Consider the following 22,698-nt stretch of genomic DNA (forward strand, 5'->3'; position numbering starts at 1 on the left):
GGGCGCTTGATGCGGAGGTCGCCCGTATCATCTCGCGCCGGCCTACGATATTCTGCCTATGGGATTCGCTCCATGCCTTGATACATTACGCCGTCACCTTGACGAGGCCAGATCACGTATCGCTCGCCTGGGATAAAAAGCGAGTTCAACCTTACCGATCCCCTCGTTGAACTTTATCTTCCGGGCGGTGCGTTTTGAGCATCTTTGCTATGTAACGGTTGTTTCCTCTCATTAGCAATTATTTTGTAGGAGCTATAGCCCCCTCACCGCTTTCCGCATGCCATTCTGTTATCGCCTTCAAAAAATGCGCTAAAACCGGATTGGGATTATCTTTGGCATACACCAGGAAATTAAGCGCCTGAATATTCACATCTTCAAGGGTCATAAAGGTCACGTTGGCAAAGCCAAGCGTTTTTGAAGAGGCGGGAACAATAGCGCAGCCCAAACCGGCGTTGACCATTCCCAGAATGGTATGGGTTTGCGCCAGCTGATATTTGTAATCCGGCATTATCTGGTGAAAAACAAATAGATCGGTAATGCGATCGTAAAAATAGCGTGCTTCATCTTTCGCATATAAAAAGAAAGGTTCATGGTTAAAAGCCGCCAGCGGAATTTTACGTTTACGAGCTAAAGGATGATCGCTGGGAAAGGCGGCGATCTGCTTATTCGATACCAGTTCATAGAGATCGAACGTCACGCCTGGCAGCCGCACCGCCATCTCTTTAAGCAGGTTGGGAATAAATGCCCACGAGAACACGGCGGTAAAACCCATCGACAAACTGCCCGTCTCGCCGGCCGCGCTTTGCTGCAAAGAGAGCGCCAGCCGATCGCTTAGCTTCAATATCAGCCGCGCCTCTTTTAACAGCTGCGCGCCCATGGCGGTCAGCTGAACGTGACGGTTATTACGATCGAAAAGGATCACGCCCAGGCTTTTTTCCAGCAGTTGGATCTGACGGCTAAGCGGCGGCTGGGTCATATTCAGTCGCGCCGCCGCGCGACTGAAATTAAGCTCTTCGGCAACCGCCAGAAAACAGTTCAGCTGATGCAGTTCCATTATTCAATTCTTATATCAATGCATACCGGGTTTATATTAGACAGGTATTATTAGGCCGTCCATGCTGGGTCTAACCTTATTAAATGGACTACGCCTATGAAAGACTCCTCGCCCGTTCATATCCTGCTAACGCAGCCGCTGCCGGAGGCTATTGATCGGCAGCTGCTGGCCCGCTATCAGCTTCATCGTCTTTATCAGGCCACCGACGCCAGCGCCCTGCTTGATGACATCGGCCCGCTTATTCAGGGCGTGGTCACCGGCGGAGCGAAAGGCCTGGATAACGCCACGATGGATCGGCTGCCCGCGCTTAAAATCATCGCCATCAGCGGTATCGGTACGGATGCGGTGGATTTAAACCATGCCGCGCGTCGCAATATTGCCGTGACGACCACGCCCGGCGTGCTGACCGATGATGTCGCCGATATGGCGTTTGGTCTGTTGATCGCCACTTTACGTCGGATGAGCGAGGCGGAAATGGTGTTGCGCGCCGGCCGCTGGCCGGAAACCCCGCTGCCGCTGGCGTGTAAGGTCACCGGCGCCAGGCTGGGGATCGTCGGCATGGGCCAGGTAGGCACGGCGATCGCCCGCCGCGCCGAGGCTTTTCGGATGGAAGTGCTTTACCACAGCCGAACGCCGCGCCCGGAGCTGCCGTGGCGTTTTATCGACGATCTGCACGCGCTGGCGCGCGAAGTGGACGTGTTGGTGCTTGCCGCCTCGGCGGACAGCGGCAAGGTGATGATCACCGCCTCGGTGTTGGATGCGCTGGGAAGCGACGGCTTCTTTATCAATATTGCCCGCGGGAAGCTGGTGGATGAGGCGGCGCTGCTTGATGCGTTGGTGCATAAGCGCATTGCCGGAGCTGGGCTGGATGTGTTCGCCAATGAGCCACATGTCCCGGAAGCTTTTTTTACGCTGCCGCAGGTCACGCTGCAACCGCACCGCGCCAGTGCTACTCAGCAGACCCGCCTGGAAATGGGCAACATCGTCCTGCGCAATCTGGCCGCCTGTTTTAACGGAGAGACGCCGCCTAATAAAGTCTGACCTGGCGCGGCGCCCCTTTGACCCTGGCTAAAAAATAAGAGAGCGAGGTAGCTATGAGCAGCAAAGAGCTTGATGTATCCGCCGACCATGCGATGCGTATAGGCCATCACCGTTACTGGGTATTAGCGTTAATTTTTATTATTACGGTTATTAACTACGCCGACCGCGCCACCATGTCGATAGCGGGGACGTCAGTGGTGAAAGAGCTGGGCCTCGATCCGCTGATGCTCGGGATGATCTTCTCCGCTTTCGCCTGGGCCTATGCGCTGGGGCAAATTCCCGGCGGCTGGCTGCTCGATCGTTTTGGCGCCCGCCGTGTTTATGGTTGTAGCCTGTTGTTGTGGTCAATCTTCACCGCTCTGCAAGGCACCGTGGGCTGGATAGGCCTCACCGGCTCGCTGGCGGCCATGACGCTATTCCTGATGCGCTTTATGCTGGGGTTGGTGGAATCGCCTGCCTTCCCGGCCAACTCGCGCATCGTCTCTTGCTGGTTTCCCACGCGCGAACGCGGCGTCGCCTCAGCGCTTTTTAACTCCGGACAGTACATGGCTGTCGTGGTATTTACACCGATCATGGCCTGGCTGACGCATTCGCTGGGCTGGGAGCATGTTTTTGTCTGGATGGGGGCGCTGGGTATTGCGTTGTCGTTGGTCTGGTTCGCTTTTTATCGTGAGCCGCACAGCGATCCGCGTCTGAGCGCGGAAGAGAAAGCGCTGATGAAAGAGGGCGGCGCGCTGGTAGATTTAGAGGCCGATCGCAAAAAGAACGCAAAGCCGACATCGCTACGTGAAATGAAATGCCTGTTTAATAACCGCAACCTGTGGGCGATTTATCTCGGTCAATATTGCATTACCGCCCTCACCTATTTCTTTATCACCTGGTTTCCCATCTACCTTATCCAGGGACGCGGCATGACCATTATGCAGGCGGGCTGGGTAGCGGCGTTGCCGGCCATCTGCGGCTTTAGCGGCGGCATTCTTGGCGGCTACCTGTCGGATGCGCTGATCCGTAGGGGCGTACATCCTTCCCGGGCGCGTAAAACGCCTTTTGTGCTTGGGATGGGGTTTTCTACGCTGCTGGTGTTCGCCAACTTTGTGGATAGCAACAGCGCGGTGATCCTGCTGATGGCGATGGCTTTTTTTGGCAAAGGCTTTGCCGCCGTGGGCTGGGCGGTGTTATCAGACGTGGCGCCCAAAAATATGATCGGCTTGTGCGGCGGCGTTTTTAACGGCATCGGCAATATTGCCGGCATCATCACGCCGCTGGTGATTGGCTACGTGGTCTCGGTTACCGGCTCGTTTGCCGATGCGCTGTGGTTTGTCGCCGCGCACGGCGTGCTGGCGGTCATCGCTTATCTGATGATTGCCCAACGCTTTGAACGGGTGGAGGCGTCCCGCCAGGTTTGAATTTAGCCCTCCGTTGCCGCCGGCCCTGCTGGCGGCAACAGCGCGAAAATCCAGTCATCCTGCCAGCGGCCATTAAGGTAGTAGCTTTCTCGCAGTATCTCTTCCTGCATAAAACCGACTTTTTCCAGCACCGCTTTCGATGCCAGATTGCCGGTGGTAACCGTTGCGATAAGTTTACTGAAACCGAACGCAAAAGCGGCCTGGCAGATAGCCCGTAGCGATTCCGTGCCGTAGCCTTTGCCATGAAAGGCGGCGCTCAACAGATATCCCACCTCGGCACTGTTTTGCCCGCGATCGATAAAGCCGCTTACGCCTACCGGCTCGCCCGAGGTTTTATCCCTTAATACCAGACAAAGCCAATGCTTGCTGCCAGGCTGCCAGCGCGGTAAACGCACGTTAAATGCGACACGACGGATCTCATCGACGTCACGCGGATCGGCCACAAACCGCATGACGTTTCGATCCTGATATAGCGCAAGAAAAAACGGCCAGTCGCTTTCCGTGATGGGATGATAAGTCAGGCGCGGAGAATCGATCTGCATGCTTTGTCCTGTTGGGGAAGCCTGACGAAACCTTAGCAAAAAAACGCTTCAGCAGGAAAATCCACTACCGGGCGGCGCAAAATGCCGCCGCTTATTATCTCTGTTTAGCCGATTGAAAAATACGCAACGGCGTATGATGTATCACAGAAAAGAAACGTGTCCGCCGGAGTATATATGTCTGAGAAAGATCCTGTTGTTGAACGCCTGTCGCTGGAGCTAATGGCTCTGCGTCAAATCGTCCAGATGCTGATTACGTTCGGCAATGTCCCGACCGGCGGCAAACTGAACAAATATCTGGAAAACCTGGCCACTGAAGTGGAACACCGCAACGGTCGGGAAGCCAATAAAGCTATCGCCGATGTGATTCGTACCTATATCCGCTCTTAAGCCCCATCCCTAACTTAATTCTGACCCCGTAGCAGTGCTGGTTAGCTGCTGCGGTTTTTTCGACAGAAAGTCATGCCAGCGCGTCCGTTACCGCACTTTCGCCGACCAACGACGACGTTGTCTGGTTACGGCCGTTGCGTTTCGAGATAAACAGCTGCTTATCCGCAGCAGAAACCAGCTGGTTAAACGATTCGCTTACGCTATCGGTTTCAAGATTACCGCTGGCCACGCCAATACTGACGGTCACGGTCACGGCACTCCCACGCAGCACTATTTTCTGCTGCATAACGCGTTGGCGGATAGTTTCCGCGTGTTCCAGCAGCTGGCCATCGTCTAAATCGAACAGCAGTACTAAAAACTCTTCCCCGCCGAAACGGCACACTAAGCCCGCCTGCCCTACCGCCTGCTGCATACGCTGCGCAACTTCAAACAATACCGCATCGCCCGCATCATGCCCGTAGTTATCATTAATGGCTTTAAAGTAATCGATATCGATCAGCAAAACGCCAGTCAAACGCGCGCGCAGTTCACCGTTTTTTTCCAGCTGATGTAAGCGCTCATACAGGCCTGAACGTGATAGCTGGCGAGTAAGGAAATCATGATTGGCACGCAGCGCCAGCTGATGATTGAGCTGCCTGATGGCATCCATACTAACGGCAACAATCAGCGGACTAATGGCTATCGTCGCCACACCCAGCCGCGCAGAGGCCAGATCGCCCAGCGGCAATAGTCTGTCGTCGCCCTGAATATCCATCACGCCATGCACAACCAGGATGATCTCGCTGATGCCGGTTAACAGCGTAAGTCCGCTGGTCAGCCACAGCGGATAGCCGATGGCGCACCAGATAAGCGCCGGAACGGGAAACGAGAGGCTGCCGCCGCCGCCTATCACCACCGCGGCGCCAAGCGACAGCATCAGGGCCACGATCGGTAAGCACTGTTGCCAGCGGCGCAGCGTTGAAAGCAGCGATGGCCGACGCGGCAGCGTCAACAGAAAGGGCAACAGCAGAACGCCGGTAGAGAACTGTTCGCTCAGCCAGTCGCTCCAGGCCTGCAGAAAGCGCTCGCTAATCAGCAGCCCCTGAGCCACAGCGCCCCAGCTGGCGCACACGGCTGAGGCCAGCAGGCAGGCCGGGAAGATGCTTAGCGCGCTTTTTACCCTGCCCGAGGCGTTAATCAGCCCGGGACGCTGGATCAGCATCGAGACGGCCACCAGGATAAACAGAATATTAGCGCCGTTCAGGGTGAAGGCCGGTAGCGCCCAGCCGGAAAAAAGAGTGTCGTTGAATACCATTGCGCCGTAGCACACCAGGTAGTAGCGCAGGCGGTGCAGCCAGGAGAAACGAACAAAGATAGCGGTCAGCAAGGCATTGATCGGCCAGAACAGCGACAGCTCCGCAGGCTGACGTAAGTGGCTGCCAATAAAACAAAAGAACAGAGTAAAGATAAACAGAATAAGCGCGTTTTTAAGGGGTTTATCTTTATTAAGAAATGTGAATCGCATAGCCGAGCGTACCTGTTGCGTTGCTCTTGTCGTCGTCAGATCATCCATCGGCAGATCGATAAAGACGGCAGATTATCCGTAGTGCCAATGTCATTCTGGCGCAGCGGCGCATCTTATCACGGCGTGTGCCGTCGGCAGGATGAATCTTCTTCAGCCGATAAATAAAACAGGTGCCTGGGGAATGTCTGGCCTCCGCGCTCAGCAGGGAGGCCAGGCAGAAGAGTAAAGCGTCCCGCGCCGAATAGCGCGGGACAGCCGTCAGGGATACGGTTTTGGCCTCTTTCTGCGATCGGCAGACGAGCTATTTCACCGCCACCGGCCATTGATTAAGCCGAATGCCGCGCCGCGGCGCTTTTTCACCGAAGTCTTTTAGCACCGCCTTCACGTCGGGATCGAGATAGTCCACGTTATCGTGATCGACAATTACCACGCTATTCTCCGGAATTTCATCCAACAGGTTTTGTAAACGCGGATTGTGCATAAAGGTCAGATTCTGCTGTAGACGCAGCACGTAGTGGTCATCGTAACGGGTAAGATGCATCGCATTACGATGGCTTTTATAGATGCTGTACAGAATCTGCGTGGCAATCCCTAAACCAATACCGGCCAGCATGCCAAAAGCGATAATGCCGACGATGGTAGTAATAAAGGGCACAAACTGCTGGGCGCCCATGCGGATTTGATCGATAAACAGGCGCGGCGTAGCCAGCTTGTAGCCGGTATACAGCAGCACCGCCGCCAGGCTCGCCAGCGGGATCACGTTGAGCAGTTCGCTGAACCACAGGCCGCATATCAGCAACAGTACGCCGTGCAGCAGGATGGATATTTTACTCTGCGCGCCCACACTGACGTTCACCGAACTGCGCACAATAACCGCAGTAATCGGCAAGGCGCCAAGAAAGCCGGCCAGCGTATTACCGATGCCCTGTGCCACCATCTCTTTGTTCGGCGACGGCGACGGATTTTGCGGACGCAGTTTATTCAGCGCCTGCTGACTTAACAACGTTTCCAGGCTGGCGACCAACGCCAGCGTAACGGCGACAACATACACCGAGGGGTTACGCCACGCCTGCCAGTCAGGCCTTTCCAGCTCGGCGGTTAGCGCGCTGAGGCTGTCAAATTTCGGTAGTGAAATACGCGGCAGGTTGGTAATAAATTCCGGCTGGAGCCGCTCGCCGAATACGGTGGCCAGCCCGCCAAACAGCACGGCGATCAGCGGCCCCGGGATCCAGCTTAGCGCCTTCACTTTTTTCACGACGGGGGTCGTCCAAAGCCACAAAATCAGCAGACCGACCGCGGCAACCAGGATCGCCGATGACGAGAAACTAAACTCACCGCTAAACAGCGCACTCAGTTCGCTATCGCCGCCGGCCCCCAATGCAACCGGAATTTGCTGCATAATCAATAAAATACCAATCGCCGCCAGCATACCTTTGATCACGCTGCCGGGCACCAGCGCAATAAAGCGCCCCGCCCGAAATAGCCCCAGCACTATCTGAATCAGGCCCGCCAGCACCAGCGCCAGCAAAAAGGCGGAAAACGATCCTAATGACGCAATGGATGAGACCACGATAGTGACCAGGCCCGCCGCCGGGCCGCTTACCGCAAAGCGCGATGGGCTAAAAGAGGTAACCACCAGCCCGCCAACCACACCCGTCAGCAGACCAACAAACGGTGGCAGGCCACTGGCCTGAGCAATACCCAGACACAGTGGCAACGCCACCAGAAACACGACAAGGCCGGCAGGCAAATCCTGCCGCAGCGTCTTTAAGTTCATGACGATGTTTCCTCTGCAGATTGCTGAATTAACTCGGTTAAGTGTCCTGACTGCAGATCATAAACGCAGCCGAACAGATCCAGTTCTTTACCGCTACGCCAGGCCTGCAGCACCGGAGCGCTGACGGCCAGGGTAGCAAACTGCGCCAGCACATTGGCTTCGACCAGCTGGTTGTGGCGCGCGCTGTCTGTCTCTCCAGCGGCATGAAACGCCGTCAATCCTTCGGCCAGCGCTTTACGCAGGGCGGCAATACGTCGCGACAGCGGGGAATCTTCCTGCGCCAGCGGGCTTTCCGGCAGCGCGACGGCAGCCTGTACGCCGCCACAGCCATAATGTCCGCACAGCACAATGCGTTTTACCTCAAGGTACTCCAGCGCATATTGCAGTACGCTCATAAAATTATCGTCATCGGTTAACACCATATTGGCGATATTACGATGCACAAATAGTTCGCCTGGATCGGCGCCGGTTAACACCTCCGCCGGTACGCGGCTATCAGAACAGCCAATCCACAGTGAGTGTGGCTTTTGCTGATGTAAATAGCGTTCAAAATAGCGAGGGTTACGCTGCGTTTTTTGTAATGCCCAACTACGGTTTTTCGCTAACAGGGGTTTCAGGGTCGTCAAAATCGTCGTCTCCATTCGGATAAATACAGGCAAACCTGGGCGACAGTTAAACTTCATCAGGAATTACCGGAAAGCTTAAATTAAAGCGCCGGTAAAATAAGCAGTACCACTGTTTATAATAATTAACGGATCGCGAAAAAACAATTACAAGGCCAGAAAGCAAAATGTAATTTTATCTAAAGGCAATGTATAATATGGGTAAATGAGATTATTACTCATTGCCAGGTAATCATAAAAAAACCAAATAAAAAACAATAGCATACATTTGAAATCAATATCATTATACATCAAACAGCACTAATTATCTGCTGTTTGAAAGGTTATAAAAAATAGACGCTCATCTCATTAGTAGTATTGCATCTCAATTTTTAATAGCTTTATCTCATCTTATTTGTCATAAGAAAAAACGATGAAAGGATAATAAATGGCGGCCCTGTTGGGCTGCGCAACAGAAAATAATAACGCGCGCAACTACAATGCATTTATTCGCTCAGCTATGTAAGGTCATATTCTCCTTTGCCATAACCCTGGTGGTTGCCTTAAACACTTTGCGTTTATTTACCTAAAGCCGCGCTAAAAATTATCAGCAAGCCCAGGTAGCCATCGCCAGCGGCATCCTGTTTAATGACGGATATCGCTGGTCAGACGCTGTTCCCTGTAAGGATGATCGATGCAAAATGCCAATAATGTTCGTACCTCTGCGTTGCTTGCTTCGCTTGGCTGGCTGGAGCATGCTTTTTTGCCGGCGGGAATGGCGCCGCCCGAGGAGGCTGCCTGTGGACATCAACGACACAGCCCGACAGTAGTGATGTCTGAAGCCGCATTCCCGCGTAAACAGTGCGAAGCGGACGGGGTGATCGCTACGGGTTCGCGCCCGGTCGCCGTTTATACCGCCGATTGTCTGCCGGTATTGATTGCCGATACGCGGCATCATCATGTTGCAGCGGTACATGCAGGGTTAAAGGGCGCGCTGGCTGGCGTGCTGTCGCAGGCGGTGAATCGGTTATGCGCATTAGGCGCTACCCGTGACAGCCTGTTTGTGGCGATTGGCCCGGCAATTGCGCCCTGCTGCTACGAACTTGGTGAGGATATGTTGCGTACCATTACCGCTAATCCGCGTGTTACCGCCCCGCAATGGTCATCTACGCAGCCGGTTAACCCGCATGCGGTTCGCCCACAGGCCCGGGCAACTAATCAGGGGATTTGGTTTGATCTGCCGGCGTTAGGGCAACAAATGCTGTTGGATATGAAAATCCCGGCAGCACAAATAGAAGTGCTGCCGGTGTGTACTTACTGCAGCGCTGAGTCGCAATCCAGCTATCGGCGGAACGGGCATTTTTCTGACGGCTATGCCCTACGTTATTCCTGGATCCAGCGCCGGGCATCATCGCAGCCTTGAAAGCGTAAACGAATATAGCGCCCGGTTCGCTGGGCGGCGTTAGCCCATGCGAAAAGTGGTCAGGATCGTGACAGTAAATCGTTACTGTATTTAAACAGTTCACTATCGGAACGCAGTCCCAGCTTCCTTAATGCCGACTGCTTTTGTCCGCTTACGGTTTTGCGGCTGCGTTTAAATTTAACGGCAATTTGCGAAACGCTCATGCCGTTAAGAAAACAACGGATCACTTCCACTTCGCGCGGACTGAGCAGCTTCACCTTTTCATACAGGGTGCCCTTTTGATGATTTCCTGTCAGCGGGTTTCTCAGTTCTTCATGAATGACATACAAATCTTCAACTTCATAGGCCATATCGCGAGAAAGCCAGTTCCGCCCCTGGCCGACCTGACGAATCGCCTGGATCATTTCGTTCATATCCTGGCTCTTGCCAATAAAACCTTTCACCCCGGCATTGAGCACCATTTTTACTACCGCCGGGCTTTCCATCGCCGAGGAGATAAGGATATTTAAGCGGGGGTAGTGATTACGTAACTGTTTGATTAGTGCCAGGCCGTCCAGCTCTTTTTCGCCTAATAAGAAATCAAGCACTAACACATCAAGCTGTAAATCCGGCAGCTCGGTAAACAGTTGCTGACTGGAGCCAAAAGCCTTAACCAACATCATATCCGGCTCAGCGTTGATACAAATATCAAACGCCGTGCGAATCATAGGATGATCGTCCAGTAGCGCTACCCGTAAAGGCCGGGCGATCGTTTTCGTCATCTCTTCACTCCTTGAATTATTTACCGATGAGTACGCGCATAAATTAATATGTTCCGCGCCGTCAGAAGACGGCATAAAGGCTTGGTCAGATTTTATTAACCTCTGTCGTTATCGTTTTCATTATTTAATGCGCTTTCTATCCTTCCCTGATTGAGTCGACTCGCATAGCCGTAACGTAATAGATTAATTCTGCTCTCTGGTCTCAACTTACCCTGTGGGCGCAACGTCTTAAACAAGGTATGGAAACCTGAGACAATTCCTGATACTTTTAGCATAAAAATAAAGGTTCTGATAGCCTGTTTCACCCGCAGCGCCAGAGGATGCCATGAGAAATAAACATTGCTACTTAATACAAGAAATGTCTCAAAATAAATAACAGATGATAAATGTCCTGTTTTTTAGGTGGAAAAAAACCTATCATCCTCAGTAAAGTCGTAAATAAAAAACTATCCTGTATAAGAAGTTACTTCCCGCCAATTTTATATTTGTCATGTAAAGCATTCAGGACGACGCTAATGATAAAAAGGAATTTATATTTTTACCTTGTATTATTTATTATTAATAGCCCGGCCCTTGCCCAATTACCACAATTAGAACTGCAGGTGCATACGGACATTGTGCTACCGCCCAAAGAAGAGTTAAAACAATTAAACACTATTAATTATCCCCGACGACTGCGCGTCGGCGTGCCGGGCTCTCCACGTCCTCCGGTTTATAACAATATGGACTCCGGGAAGTTAGCCGGCATTGCCGCTGACTATCTTGCCGCTCTGCAAAAGATGCTGGATGTTGAACTGCAGATTATCCCTTACGCTACGCCAGCAGAGGCGATTCAGGCGCTCAGGAAGCAGCAGCTGGAGTTGCTGGCCTTTTATAATCCGCATCTGCATGGTACCAAAGGCATTATTAACACGCCTTCCTGGCTGCTGGACCGTCCCGTTATTGCGCAGAACGACCGCGCGCCGGTAAACATTAACAGCGCCGTACAGCCGATGATCGCCTGGGCCGAAGCGCCAGAATTTGGTCAGCAGCTTCAACGCGACTTTCCCCACGCCCGCCTGAAGCATTATCGCGATGCGGAACTGGCGCTGGCCGCCGTCGCCTATGGCCAGGCCGATGCGATGTGGGGCAGCGCCGCCAGCATTGAGTTTATTCGCCGCTATGGCTACAGCGGACGCATTAACCTGAGCGCCAGCCGTTCCGTGCCTGATATGGACCTCTCTTTTGGCGTCTCCGCGGCGCAACCGCAGCTGGCTGAAGCGATTGATATTGCGCTGCAGCATATTCCGCTGGCGGGCCGTCTGCGCATCGCCACCAACTGGGGACTCGACTCTACCTTTGTCCTGAAGGCCAATCCGCTGCTGCTTAATGCAGAAGATGAAATTTGGCTGCGCCAGCATCCGGTGATCCCCGTGGTGCCAAACTGGCATATCGCTCCGCTTTCAATGATGAATGATGATAATCAGCCAACCGGGATTGAAGCGGAGCTTCTACAGCTAATCAGTGAAAGAACCGGGGTTAAATTCGTTTATCCCGAATCTTTCGCCACCAGAGACAGTAATGTTCTTGCGCTTCAGCTGGGCGAACTGCAGCCGGAACGTCCCGATCCTCATATGATTTATTCGCGCCCCTATATCGTCACGCCGTGGGTGCTGGTGCAGAGAAATAATGATGATCCAGCCTGGACGCTGTCAGCAATGTCGGGTAAAAGCGTGGCCATTGAAAAACGCAGCCCCATGCGCGCATGGATAGAACAACGTTATCCCGGCAATAAAATTCGTTTAACAGAAAGCGCGCAGCAGGCGTTTGAGCTGCTGGCGAAGGGCGAAGTGGATGCCATTATTCAACCCAAGCTGATCGCTGATTATCAACTCAATAATCATTATGCCGGACATCTTAGGATCAGCCGCACCCTGAGCGATAAGCCTGCGCGCTTTGTTATGGCTACCCAGGCTGAAAACCTGGAGCTTATGCATATTATTGACAAGGCGCTGTTGGATATATCGCGCGAGACGCGGGAAAAAATAGTGCTGTACTGGCAAAACGCCCGCCACGTCGACAGCAATAATTACTGGCAATATTACCGCGGCACCATTATTAAAATCACGCTGGGAGCCGGTCTGCTTACGCTATTGGTATTACTGTGGAACCGCCACCTGCAACGCGTTATTCGCGAGCGCACCCGCGCAGAACAGACGTTAAAAAATCAGTTAACCTTTACCAATACGCTGTTTGATGAATCTCCGGTGGTGATGTATGTTCGCGATCGCCAGATGCGTCTGTTGCACTGCAATAAGGCTTACGTCGACTTTCTGGATAGGCCGCGCGAACAGCTGCTGGGCACCACGCTTGAGGCGCTGCCGGCAGGGTTTGTCATCAATCAGCGCTTTCAGGAAATTTACGCACAGACCTTCGTAGAAGGAAAGCCGCTGGTGCAGGATCTACAGCTGCACTATCAGGGACGCGACTATTACACGCTGCACTGGGCGCTGCCCTATCGCGATCATGCGGACAATATTGTCGGCGTGATTGGCGGCTGGCTGGATATTACCGAACGCTATGAGCTGCTTACCGCACTGGAAAAAGCCAAAGAGGAAGCCGATCGCGCTAATGAGTTCAAAAGCCGCTTTCTGGCGCATACCAGTCACGATATACGCACTCAGCTACATGCCATTATTGGCCTGCTGGAGCTGGAGATGCGCGATTCATCACGGCCGCTTGGGCAAAATATTTCCGCCGCCTATGAATCTGCCACCACCCTGCAAAATCTGATCGGCAATGTGCTGGATTTATCGAAAATCGAATCGGGCGTTTTAGAGCCGGAACCGACGCCTACTAACCTGGTAACGGTAGTGGAACAGCTCTTTGCCCTGTTTCACAGCAAGGCCGAGGCGTGCGGCCTGACATTTAACAAGGCTATCAGCGTGGCGCATCCCTGCGTACTGCTTGATGCCACCATGTTTAACCAGATCGTCGCTAATTTACTCAGCAACGCGCTGAAATTTACCCATGCGGGTAAAGTCGAGATCGCCCTCTATCAGCTGCCAGATGCCAGCAAGCTGGCGGATAAGCGCGGCAGCTATATTCTGAAGGTGAGCGATACCGGCTGCGGCATTAGCCCTCACGAACTGCATAAAATCTTCGATCCTTTCGTTCAGGCCGGCGATCGGAAAAGCCAGCAGGTGGGTACCGGCCTCGGCCTGAGCATTTGCCGCCATCTGGCGCATTTGCTGGGTGGTGAGATCAGCGTCGAAAGTGAGTCCGATGCCGGCTCCGTTTTTAGCTTTAGCTTTTGCGCGCCGCTATGCGAGGAGACCGCAAAAGAGGGCCTGCCAGGCGGGCAGCACGGCCACGGCCGCGCTATGTGCATTCTGGTCGTGGAAGATCATGCCCCAAATCGCCTGTTGCTGACGCAGCAGTTGAAATACCTGGGTCACCAGGTGATTGAAACGGAGCGGGCAAGCCAGGCGCTGGCGCTGTGGGAACGGCAGAGAAACGCTATTGATTTAATCATTACCGATTGCAATATTCCTGATATGGATGGTTTTAGCTTTGTCCGCACCCTGCGTCAGCGTGAAGCGGAACAGGGTTTTCCGCCGGTGGCGATTGTCGGCCTGACCGCTGCCGCGGAAAAAACCATCCAGCAGCGCTGCGTCGATGCCGGCATGAATTGCTGTTTGTTTAAACCGGCGAATATCGAAACCCTGAGCAGCGTTATCGCCACCGCCAACCCTGCGAGCGCGCCGTCAGCGAGCGGCAACGGCCTGCTGGAGCAACTGCTTGATGTCGATCCGCAAGCCTGCGCCAGTCTGATCGGCAGCGCGATTGATAGTCATCGTCAACTGGTCGCTCAACTGCAGCAATGCCAACAGCATGCTGAAATCATTACCCTGGCGCATACGCTAAAAGGCGGAGCGCGCCTGCTTAATGCCGATCGGCTGGAAAAGCTATGCCAACAGTTAGAAGACAGCACAAGCGACGATACTCAGCTTGATGAGCTGCGTCAGAATGTGATTAACGAAGTTCAGGTGCTGGAAGCTACCCTGCTCGCCCGGCTGAAATCGTTAAAGCGGTCCTGACGGTATTAGCGCCTGCCCCGCCTGCCGGGCAGGCGGGCTGCTTTTTTGATATACCTCACAGCCTGACCCGCTGCCGCTTTTCTTTCTTCGTCTGAACGCTACAGTCAACTCATCCGACCACACAACAATAATTTAACATTCAGGTGCGCAGTTTATGTCGATCACCCCATCGCTTTTCGATCCGCTCGATCTTGGCTTTACCCAACTAAAAAATCGCGTTTTGATGGGATCGATGCATACCGGTCTCGAAGAGCGGCCGGACGGCGCGCAGCGGCTGGCCGCCTTTTATGCCGAGCGCGCCGCGGGCGGCGTCGCGCTGATGGTGACCGGCGGCATCGCCCCTTCCCCGGAAGGGGTGGTGGTGGCTGGCGGTTCAGTGCTTAATGCGGAAACGCAGCTGGCGCATCACCGCATCATTACCGATGCGGTCCACCAGCACGATGGAAAGATCGCCTTGCAGATCCTGCATGCAGGGCGCTATAGCTATCAGCCTGCGCTGGTTGCGCCCTCGCCGCTACAGGCTCCAATCAACCCTTTTATACCGCAGGCGCTGAGCCATGAGGCTATTTTGCAGCTGATTAAGGCTTTTGCGCGCTGCGCGGCGCTGGCGCAGCAGGCGGGCTATGATGGCGTTGAAATCATGGGTTCGGAAGGCTATTTGATAAACCAATTCCTTACGCTGCGCACCAACCAGCGCAATGACCAATGGGGCGGCGATTTCGCACAACGTATGCAATTTGCGGTACGCATTGTGCAGGCGGTACGCGCCGCTACCGGAGCGAATTTTATTATTATTTACCGGCTGTCGATGCTCGATCTGGTGCCGGAAGGCAATACGCTGGAAGAGACGATCATGCTGGCGCAGGCGATCGAAGCGGCGGGCGCTACGCTGATCAATAGCGGCATCGGCTGGCATGAGGCGCGTATCCCGACCATCGCGACCTCGGTTCCTCGCGCCGCTTTCGGCTGGGTTACCCGCCGTCTGCGGCAGCACGTCACGCTACCGCTTATCGCGACCAACCGCATCAACCAGCCGGAGGTGGCCCAACGGCTGCTGGATGAGGGCTGCGCGGATATGATCTCGATGGCGCGCCCTTTGCTGGCGGACGCCGCCTTTGTGGCAAAGGCGCAGACCAACCGGGCCGATGAAATCAATACCTGCATCGGCTGTAATCAGGCCTGCCTCGATCAAATCTTTGTCGGCAAGGTAACCTCCTGCCTGGTGAATCCGCGCGCCTGTCATGAAACGCTGATGCCGGTGACACCTGCCGGCCGGCAGAAAAGGCTGGCGGTAGTTGGCGCCGGGCCCGCCGGTCTGGCATTTGCGGTCAATGCCGCCATGCGCGGTCATCGCGTCACGCTGTTTGATGCCGCCAGCACCGTTGGCGGCCAGTTTAATGTGGCGCGCCAGATCCCCGGTAAAGAGGAGTTTAATGAGACGCTGCGTTATTACCGTACTCAGCTGTTGCGCTATCAGGTGGAGGTCCGCACCCACTGTCGGGCGGAGGTGGAGATGCTGCGCGAATTCGACGAAGTGATATTGGCCAGCGGCATCGTGCCGCGTACGCCAGCAATCGAGGGCATCACGCACAGCAAGGTATTGAGCTACCTGGAAGTGCTGCGTGATAAAAAGCCGGTCGGAAAGCGCGTCGCGATTATCGGCGCGGGCGGCATCGGCTTCGATACCGCCAGCTATCTTAGCCATGGCGATGGTGCCAGCAGCCTGGATATTGCTGCTTTTTGTCAGGAGTGGGGAATCGATCGGAGCCTGCAGCAGCGCGGCGGGATAACCACGCCGCAGCCTGGCCGTAGTCCACGTCAGATCTGGCTGTTACAACGTAAAGCGGGCAAGCCGGGCGCGGGGCTGGGGAAAACCACCGGCTGGATCCACCGCAGCAGCCTGCTGGCGCGCGGCGTAGAAATGTGGGGAGGCGTGCAGTATCAGCGCATTGATGATGAAGGATTGCATATTCTGCGCGACGGCCAGGCGCTGACGCTGCCGGTAGATAACGTGATTATCTGCGCTGGTCAGGATCCCGACCGGAGTCTGGCTGCGCCGTTACAGGCGACAGGTAAAACCGTGCATCTTATCGGCGGCGCCGATATAGCGCTGGAACTGGACGCGCGCCGCGCCATCGCGCAGGGAACGGCGCTGGCGCTGGCTATTTAACGTCCGCCGCAGAGAGAACGGGCAAGTTCAGCCCCGGTCAGCGCAGCTTCACTGAACGCAGCACGACAAATTTGTTATTTGACGCGACGGTGGTGCAGTTGCCAAACAGCTTTTTCATCTTACGATAATAATCCAGATGGCGATTGCCTACGATGCGCAGCTCGCCGCCATACTGCAGGCAACGGCGCGCGTCGCGAAACATCTGCCAGGCGATGTGATCGGTAATCGCGCTCTGCTGATGGAAAGGCGGATTACAGAGCACCGCATGCAGACGATCCGCCGGGAAGCCGCTCAGCGCGTTATTGACCTGAAAATGGCTGCGCGCCATATCCTGCGGACGGTTAAGCTCGACGTTCATACGGCTGGAGGCGATCGCCATCCAGGACTCATCGATAAAATGCACCTCCGCCTGCGGATTCATCTCCAGCGCCAGCAGACCAATTACGCCGTTGCCGCAGCCAAGATCAACTATCTCGCCGCTGATATTATCCGGCAGATGCTGCATAAAGAAGCGCGCGCCGATATCCAGTCCGCTGCGGGAAAAGACGTTGGCATGGTTATGAATCTGATACGCGGTGCCATCCAGCGGCCAGCTCAGCGTCTCCGCCTGCGACTTCAGTGCCGGTGCGGTAAAGGTGCTGTAAACCAGGCGCGCTTTTTTCCACGCCAGCGAGGTTTTCGTCGGGCCGAGGATACGTTCAAACAGCTGCAGCGTAGAGGTGTGGATCTCTTTCGCGCGCGCGCCGGCAATAATCACCGTTTCCGGCGTAACCACCGTGCGCAGCTGACGCAGCTGATGCTCCAGCAGCGCCAGGGTGCGAGGGATTTTAATCAACACGCAGGCGGGCGCGGCGGGCAGTGGCGCCATACTATCGAGCAGAATAACCTGATCCTCATCCAGCTGGTTATCGCGCAGATTTTGCCGCGTCGCCTGCTGGCTAATCCATGAGTCGTTAATACTGTAGAGCGGGCGATCCAGCGCGCAGGCGAGCGCGCCGAAGCTGTCATTAAACACCAGCAGCGGTCCCTGCTCCGGCGCAGGCAGCGTTTGCTGCAGCAGATACTCATCGGCCGAATCCCACGCCTGCAGTGGGTTTTCTTCCTGCATGCGCGGGAAGCGATGTAAAGTCAGCGTGCGTTCGCTCAGTTCTAATTGGCTCATGGATTCCTCGGCGTGGTACTATTGCGCATCTTTTCGCCCCGAAAGCGGGGGCGCAGTATACTGCCTTTTTATTCGAGCCGCGTCATGTCGTCGTTAATTTATCTGCAGGGCTATCCTGAAACGCTGCTGCGCCAGGTCCAGACTCTTATCGATCAGCAGCGCCTTGGCGAGGTGTTGCAACAACGCTATCCCGCCATGCACAACATCACCAGCGACAAAGCGCTGTATGATTACACGCTGGCGTTAAAAAACCGCTATTTACGCAACGCCGCGCCGCTGAATAAAGTGGTCTACGACAGCAAAATCCGCGTCATCAAACATGCGCTTGGTCTGCATACTGCGGTCTCGCAGGTGCAGGGCGGCAAGCTGAAAGCGCGGGCGGAGATCCGCGTTGCCACGCTGTTCCGCCAGGCGCCGGAAGCCTTCCTGCGCATGATCGTAGTGCATGAGTTGGCGCATATTAAAGAGAAAGAGCACAACAAGGCTTTTTATCAGCTCTGCTGCCATATGGAGCCTGATTACCATCAGCTGGAATTCGATACCCGCCTCTGGCTGACCCATCAGGCGCTGCTGGGCAACGCCGATTAAATAAATTCTTTTGCCTTTCTAATCAGGCTGGTTTTGGTCAGCACGCCCAGATATTTACGATCCTGCGGATTATTCAATACCGGCAGGCGTTCCAGCGTCACCTGCGCAAAAGCTTCCCATCCCTCACGGATGGTCTGATTGCGGAATACGCAGGGAAACTGCGCGTCCATGACCAGGATCACCGGCGAATCCAGCGTGATTTCATGATCGAGAATTTTGCGCGAGATATCATGAATCGAAACCACGCCAAGAAAATGGCCCAGGTCGTTAATCACATAGACATAGCGCTCTTTTTTCAGCGAGCTGACCGCCAGCGCGCGCCCGACCGACTCATGCGGCTGTAACGCGGCGCCAGGCACAATAAGCTGCTCAATGATGCTGTTATCAAACTCAAGCTTGGCGTCGGCGCGATTAAAATGCTGCGTGACCACCGGATAGGTGCTGGTCGCCTGCAGACGCCAGGCGACCAGCGCCGCCAGTACGGTGGCGATCATCACCGGAAACAGCAGACTGCTATTGAGCGTCATTTCCAGCGCCATCAGCATCGCCATCAGTGGCGCCTGGCTGACCGCCGCCAGCACCGCTCCCATACCCACCACCGCAAACAGCAGCGTATTGCTTACCGGCAGCCCGGCCTGTTGCGCCAGCGTGGCGATAATCACGCCCAGCAGCGCACCGACCAACAGTGAAGGGGTAAACAGTCCGCCCACCGCGTTCGAGCCTACCGATAATGCCGTGGCGCTCATTTTTAATACCAGCAGCAACAACAGCGCGGGCAGCAGATAGTCTCCTGCCATAATTTTTACAATCACTTCATAGCCGTTGCCCAGGATATCAGTAGAGACCAGCGCCAGCGTGCCCACCAGCAGGCCGCCTAATCCAAGGCGCAGCGGCAGCGAGGCTATAGCAGAGAAAAGCTGTCTGCTGCGGCCAATCATTTTAATCAGCAGCCAGCCTAGCAGCCCGGACAACAGGCCGATGGAGACCGTCAGCAGCAGCGCCGTTGGCTCCAGCTGAAACTGGACATCGGCAAAGGGATACAGCGCATTGCGCAGGCCCAGCGACCACATGGTCATCACCGCCGTGGCGGCCGCAATAATTAGCGGGATCAGCCGCTGTAGCGCCGTAATGCCAAAGGCGATCTCCGCCACGAAAATCGCCGAGGCCAGCGGCGCATGATAAACCGAGGCCAGCCCGGCGGCGGCGGCCATCGCCACGATTTCACTATTATTAATGGCGACGGATTTAAAGCAAAAGCGCCCCATCAGGCTGCCACACAGCGCGGAAAGCTGCACCATCGGCCCCTCTTTACCAATTGAGGCGCCGCTGCCGATACTGGCGATCGATGAAAGCGCGCGAAACAGTGAGGTTCTGGTGGGCACCGCGTCCAGCCGGGCGTTAATCACGTCCAGATAGTCGGTTTTACTGGTTTGCTGACGCTCCAGGCTAATGGCATAGCGCAGAAAAAAGCCAGCGACCACGCCGCCCAGCCCGACGATCAGCGGCCAGCAATACCAGGGCCAGACGGTCATCGCCACGGTGATATCGCGATCGGTATGAAACAGTAACTGGTTAATCAGCTCAATCAGATGACGGAAGCCCAGCGTTACCAGCGATGCCGCGCAGCCTACCGGGATCGCGACCAAAATAGTGGTCCAGTTAAGAACATGTTTAACGCTCACATCGCATCCTTCTGTTACGGTTCCTGCCTGCGGGAAAAAGGCCATCATATTGGAAGGCGGATCGCAGGATCAAATCAGCGACGGCGCTTTGCCGTGGCGCAATCCCGCGCCCATGTTAATCTGCTGTTCCTTATTCAGGCTCAGGAGCAGGCATTTTTATGATTCGCTTCGCTATTGTAGGCACTAACTGGATTACCCGGCAGTTTGTCGAGGCCGCGCATCAGACCGGCAAAATGCAACTGACCGCTATTTATTCGCGCACGCTGGAGCAGGCGCTGGCTTTCGCTAAAACCTGCCCGGCCGAGCATCTGTTTATCTCCCTGGAGCAGATGGCGGCCTGCGCTGAGATCGATGCGGTTTATATCGCCAGCCCTAACGCTCTGCACTGTGAACAGGCGCTGCTGTTTATGCGTCATCACAAGCATGTAATTTGTGAAAAACCGCTGGCCTCTACCCTGCAGGAAGCGGAACGGATGATCGCCTGCGCCGCTGATCATCAGGTGGTGCTGTTTGAAGCGTTTAAAACCGCCGCCCTGCCGGGTTTCCAGGTAATTCAGCAATTCCTGCCGCAGTTGGGCCGGCTGCGTAAAGCGCTGTTCAATTATTGTCAATACTCTTCCCGCTATCCGCGCTATCTGAACGGCGAACATCCCAATACGTTCGATCCGCGCTGGTCTAACGGCTCGATCATGGATATTGGCTACTACTGCCTGGCCAGCGCGCTGGCGCTGTGGGGAGAGCCGCAGCGGGTGCAGGCGCAGGCCACGCTGCTGGAGAGCGGCGTTGATGCGCATGGTTCGGTAATCATGCACTACGGCGATTTCGACGTCACGCTGCTGCATTCCAAAGTCAGCGACTCGTATATTCCCAGCGAGATCCAGGGCGAAGCGGGATCGCTGGTGATAGAAAAACTGTCTGAAGTGCAACGCGTGACATTGAATCCACGCGGCGGCGCTGCCCAGGATCTGACGCCTGCGCAGCACAGCAACACCATGCGTTATGAAGCGGAGCAGTTCGCCGGGCTGGTCGCCGGACGGCAGGTTGCCCATCCGGGCCTGGCATTGACACGCAGCACGGCGCGCCTGCTAACTGAAATCCGGCGGCAAACCGGCGTGGTTTTTCCGGCAGACGCCGAAAACAGATCCAGCTAGTGTAAATATTTCAAAATATGACGCCAGATACGTTGCTTATTGCCCTGCGCCCTTCTATCTTTCTTTGCAGCAAAGGGGAGTAACTTGTTAGCCGATCGATCGTCATTACGATGCGTTACGCATCCGGTCATCGGGCAATGCGGAATTTTTTCTGTATTGTAAGTGAGACCTTGCCGGAAGGCAGGGCTTTGCTTGCAATAAACAGCACGGCTGATGTCTTCCGACGTTGGCCGTTTTTGTTTACTGACAGGATATTATTTATGCAAACCGTTGGCACACCGTTACTCTGGGGCAGCTTCGCCGTTGTCGTGCTGATCATGCTGGCGATCGATCTCTTTCTACAGGGACGGCGCGGCGCGCAAACCATGACGCTCAAGCAAGCGGCAGTCTGGTCGCTGGTCTGGGTTTCTGTTTCCCTGCTTTTCGCCACCGCATTCTGGTGGTATCTCGATGGTTCTATGGGCCGTGAAGCGGCGAATACGCAAACCATGGCGTTTTTAACTGGCTATGTGCTGGAGAAAGCGCTGGCCGTGGATAACGTCTTTGTCTGGCTGATGCTGTTCGGCTATTTCGCCGTACCGGCGGCTTATCAGCGTCGGGTACTGATTTACGGCGTGCTGGGCGCGATTGTCCTGCGTACCATTATGATTTTTGCCGGTAGCTGGCTGGTCACCCAGTTTAGCTGGATCCTCTACCTGTTCGGTGCTTTCCTGCTGCTTACCGGCATCAAGATGGCGTTCAGCAAAGAGGATGATGAACATTCAGTCGGCGATAAGCCGGTGGTGCGCTGGCTGCGTAGCCATCTACGCATGACGGATAATCTGGAAGGCGAGAAGTTTTTCGTGCGCCGCAACGGCCTGCTGTACGCTACGCCGCTGCTGCTGGTACTGATTATGGTGGAACTGAGCGACGTTATTTTTGCCGTCGACAGTATTCCGGCCATTTTTGCCGTGACCACCGATCCCTTTATCGTGCTGACCTCTAACCTGTTTGCCATCCTCGGCCTGCGCGCCATGTATTTCCTGTTGGCTGGCGTGGCGGAGCGTTTCTCGATGCTGAAATACGGCCTGGCGATTGTGCTGGTGTTTATCGGTATTAAGATGCTGATTGTTGATATCTGGCATATCCCGGTAGCGATTTCCCTCGGCGTGGTGGGTAGCATTCTTGGCCTGACGCTGCTGATTAACGCCTGGGTTAATCACCGCAACGATCGCAATAAAATCAATAACGCAAAGTAACAAAGCAATATGCTACGGGGCGCTTAGCGCCCCGTTGATTATTCTGCTCAAATGAAATGAAGCAATTGCAATCACTGTCACAATTCCAATAAACAGAAATAAAAAAAGTCGATCCCGTCCTGATAGCCATA

The 22,698-nt window shown here is 54.8% G+C and carries 17 protein-coding genes; 9 read left to right on the plus strand and 8 right to left on the minus strand.

From position 1 onward, the window contains the following. Positions 1–238: 238 nt before the first annotated feature. Positions 239–1,054, minus strand: coding sequence for a LysR family transcriptional regulator (locus tag K6958_RS17565; protein ID WP_249892311.1), 816 nt, complete (start codon positions 1,052–1,054; stop codon positions 239–241). 96 nt (positions 1,055–1,150) lie between these two features. Between K6958_RS17565 and K6958_RS17570 the strand changes: the two genes are divergently transcribed. Then, entirely contained in the window at positions 1,151–2,095 is a 945-nt protein-coding gene (locus K6958_RS17570) for a 2-hydroxyacid dehydrogenase (protein ID WP_249892312.1), read from the plus strand. Positions 2,096–2,148: 53 nt separating this feature from the next. After that, on the plus strand, positions 2,149–3,501 hold the full coding sequence (locus K6958_RS17575) for an MFS transporter (RefSeq protein WP_249892313.1): 1,353 nt from the start codon (positions 2,149–2,151) through the stop codon (positions 3,499–3,501). Positions 3,502–3,503: 2 nt separating this feature from the next. Here K6958_RS17575 and K6958_RS17580 read toward each other — a convergent pair whose 3' ends face one another. Next, complete coding sequence (locus K6958_RS17580; protein WP_249892314.1) at positions 3,504–4,043, minus strand: GNAT family N-acetyltransferase; 540 nt, start codon at positions 4,041–4,043, stop codon at positions 3,504–3,506. 174 nt (positions 4,044–4,217) lie between these two features. Between K6958_RS17580 and K6958_RS17585 the strand changes: the two genes are divergently transcribed. After that, positions 4,218–4,430, plus strand: a complete 213-nt coding sequence (locus K6958_RS17585; protein ID WP_249892315.1) for a hypothetical protein — start codon at positions 4,218–4,220, stop codon at positions 4,428–4,430. A 70-nt stretch (positions 4,431–4,500) separates the two neighbouring features. On the opposite strand, the gene K6958_RS17590 is transcribed toward K6958_RS17585, so the two are convergent. The 3 genes from K6958_RS17590 to K6958_RS17600 form a co-directional block, all read right to left on the minus strand. Then, positions 4,501–5,934 (minus strand): GGDEF domain-containing protein, encoded by a 1,434-nt coding sequence (locus K6958_RS17590; protein ID WP_249892316.1) that lies wholly within the window; start codon positions 5,932–5,934, stop codon positions 4,501–4,503. Positions 5,935–6,235: 301 nt separating this feature from the next. After that, on the minus strand, positions 6,236–7,711 hold the full coding sequence (locus K6958_RS17595; RefSeq protein WP_249892317.1) for a SulP family inorganic anion transporter: 1,476 nt from the start codon (positions 7,709–7,711) through the stop codon (positions 6,236–6,238). Next, positions 7,708–8,352: a carbonic anhydrase gene (locus K6958_RS17600; protein WP_249892318.1), complete on the minus strand. Its 645-nt coding sequence runs from the start codon at positions 8,350–8,352 to the stop codon at positions 7,708–7,710. Before K6958_RS17600 ends, K6958_RS17595 begins: the two co-directional genes overlap by 4 nt. Before the next feature lie 655 nt (positions 8,353–9,007). Here K6958_RS17600 and K6958_RS17605 point away from each other — a divergent pair. Beyond that, positions 9,008–9,736, plus strand: coding sequence for a purine nucleoside phosphorylase YfiH/LACC1 family protein (locus K6958_RS17605; RefSeq protein ID WP_249892319.1), 729 nt, complete (start codon positions 9,008–9,010; stop codon positions 9,734–9,736). A 59-nt stretch (positions 9,737–9,795) separates the two neighbouring features. Here the strand turns inward: K6958_RS17605 and K6958_RS17610 are convergent, their stop codons facing one another. Beyond that, positions 9,796–10,497 carry a response regulator transcription factor gene (locus tag K6958_RS17610; RefSeq protein ID WP_249892320.1) on the minus strand — a complete coding sequence of 234 codons (702 nt, stop codon included), beginning with the start codon at positions 10,495–10,497 and terminating at the stop codon, positions 9,796–9,798. Positions 10,498–11,114: 617 nt separating this feature from the next. Here K6958_RS17610 and K6958_RS17615 point away from each other — a divergent pair. Both K6958_RS17615 and K6958_RS17620 read left to right on the plus strand, forming a co-directional pair. Next, positions 11,115–14,576 (plus strand): ATP-binding protein, encoded by a 3,462-nt coding sequence (locus tag K6958_RS17615; protein WP_249892321.1) that lies wholly within the window; start codon positions 11,115–11,117, stop codon positions 14,574–14,576. A gap of 154 nt (positions 14,577–14,730) precedes the next feature. Next, positions 14,731–16,746 carry an NADPH-dependent 2,4-dienoyl-CoA reductase gene (locus K6958_RS17620; protein ID WP_249892322.1) on the plus strand — a complete coding sequence of 672 codons (2,016 nt, stop codon included), beginning with the start codon at positions 14,731–14,733 and terminating at the stop codon, positions 16,744–16,746. A 37-nt stretch (positions 16,747–16,783) separates the two neighbouring features. Here the strand turns inward: K6958_RS17620 and rlmG are convergent, their stop codons facing one another. Then, complete coding sequence (gene rlmG, locus K6958_RS17625) at positions 16,784–17,908, minus strand: 23S rRNA (guanine(1835)-N(2))-methyltransferase RlmG (protein WP_249892323.1); 1,125 nt, start codon at positions 17,906–17,908, stop codon at positions 16,784–16,786. 84 nt (positions 17,909–17,992) lie between these two features. Between rlmG and K6958_RS17630 the strand changes: the two genes are divergently transcribed. Further along, positions 17,993–18,496 (plus strand): M48 metallopeptidase family protein, encoded by a 504-nt coding sequence (locus K6958_RS17630; protein WP_249892324.1) that lies wholly within the window; start codon positions 17,993–17,995, stop codon positions 18,494–18,496. Here K6958_RS17630 and K6958_RS17635 read toward each other — a convergent pair. Further along, on the minus strand, positions 18,493–20,178 hold the full coding sequence (locus K6958_RS17635) for a chloride channel protein (protein ID WP_249892325.1): 1,686 nt from the start codon (positions 20,176–20,178) through the stop codon (positions 18,493–18,495). The genes K6958_RS17630 and K6958_RS17635 overlap by 4 nt on opposite strands. A 158-nt stretch (positions 20,179–20,336) precedes the next feature. On the opposite strand from K6958_RS17635, the gene K6958_RS17640 reads away from it, so the two are divergent. After that, on the plus strand, positions 20,337–21,329 hold the full coding sequence (locus tag K6958_RS17640; protein WP_249892326.1) for a Gfo/Idh/MocA family protein: 993 nt from the start codon (positions 20,337–20,339) through the stop codon (positions 21,327–21,329). A gap of 260 nt (positions 21,330–21,589) precedes the next feature. Next, on the plus strand, positions 21,590–22,567 hold the full coding sequence (locus K6958_RS17645; RefSeq protein WP_249892327.1) for a TerC family protein: 978 nt from the start codon (positions 21,590–21,592) through the stop codon (positions 22,565–22,567). Positions 22,568–22,698: the final 131 nt, after the last annotated feature.

It is taken from the genome of Mixta hanseatica (assembly GCF_023517775.1).
Lineage (GTDB): Bacteria > Pseudomonadota > Gammaproteobacteria > Enterobacterales > Enterobacteriaceae > Mixta > Mixta hanseatica.

Coding starts and splice junctions, on each gene's coding strand:
- K6958_RS17565 (WP_249892311.1), bottom strand. CDS start 1,054: ATGGAACTGCATCAGCTGAACTGTTTTCTGGCGGTTGCCGAAGAGCTT.
- K6958_RS17570 (WP_249892312.1), top strand. CDS start 1,151: ATGAAAGACTCCTCGCCCGTTCATATCCTGCTAACGCAGCCGCTGCCG.
- K6958_RS17575 (WP_249892313.1), top strand. CDS start 2,149: ATGAGCAGCAAAGAGCTTGATGTATCCGCCGACCATGCGATGCGTATA.
- K6958_RS17580 (WP_249892314.1), bottom strand. CDS start 4,043: ATGCAGATCGATTCTCCGCGCCTGACTTATCATCCCATCACGGAAAGC.
- K6958_RS17585 (WP_249892315.1), top strand. CDS start 4,218: ATGTCTGAGAAAGATCCTGTTGTTGAACGCCTGTCGCTGGAGCTAATG.
- K6958_RS17590 (WP_249892316.1), bottom strand. CDS start 5,934: ATGCGATTCACATTTCTTAATAAAGATAAACCCCTTAAAAACGCGCTT.
- K6958_RS17595 (WP_249892317.1), bottom strand. CDS start 7,711: ATGAACTTAAAGACGCTGCGGCAGGATTTGCCTGCCGGCCTTGTCGTG.
- K6958_RS17600 (WP_249892318.1), bottom strand. CDS start 8,352: ATGGAGACGACGATTTTGACGACCCTGAAACCCCTGTTAGCGAAAAAC.
- K6958_RS17605 (WP_249892319.1), top strand. CDS start 9,008: ATGCAAAATGCCAATAATGTTCGTACCTCTGCGTTGCTTGCTTCGCTT.
- K6958_RS17610 (WP_249892320.1), bottom strand. CDS start 10,497: ATGACGAAAACGATCGCCCGGCCTTTACGGGTAGCGCTACTGGACGAT.
- K6958_RS17620 (WP_249892322.1), top strand. CDS start 14,731: ATGTCGATCACCCCATCGCTTTTCGATCCGCTCGATCTTGGCTTTACC.
- rlmG (WP_249892323.1), bottom strand. CDS start 17,908: ATGAGCCAATTAGAACTGAGCGAACGCACGCTGACTTTACATCGCTTC.
- K6958_RS17630 (WP_249892324.1), top strand. CDS start 17,993: ATGTCGTCGTTAATTTATCTGCAGGGCTATCCTGAAACGCTGCTGCGC.
- K6958_RS17640 (WP_249892326.1), top strand. CDS start 20,337: ATGATTCGCTTCGCTATTGTAGGCACTAACTGGATTACCCGGCAGTTT.
- K6958_RS17645 (WP_249892327.1), top strand. CDS start 21,590: ATGCAAACCGTTGGCACACCGTTACTCTGGGGCAGCTTCGCCGTTGTC.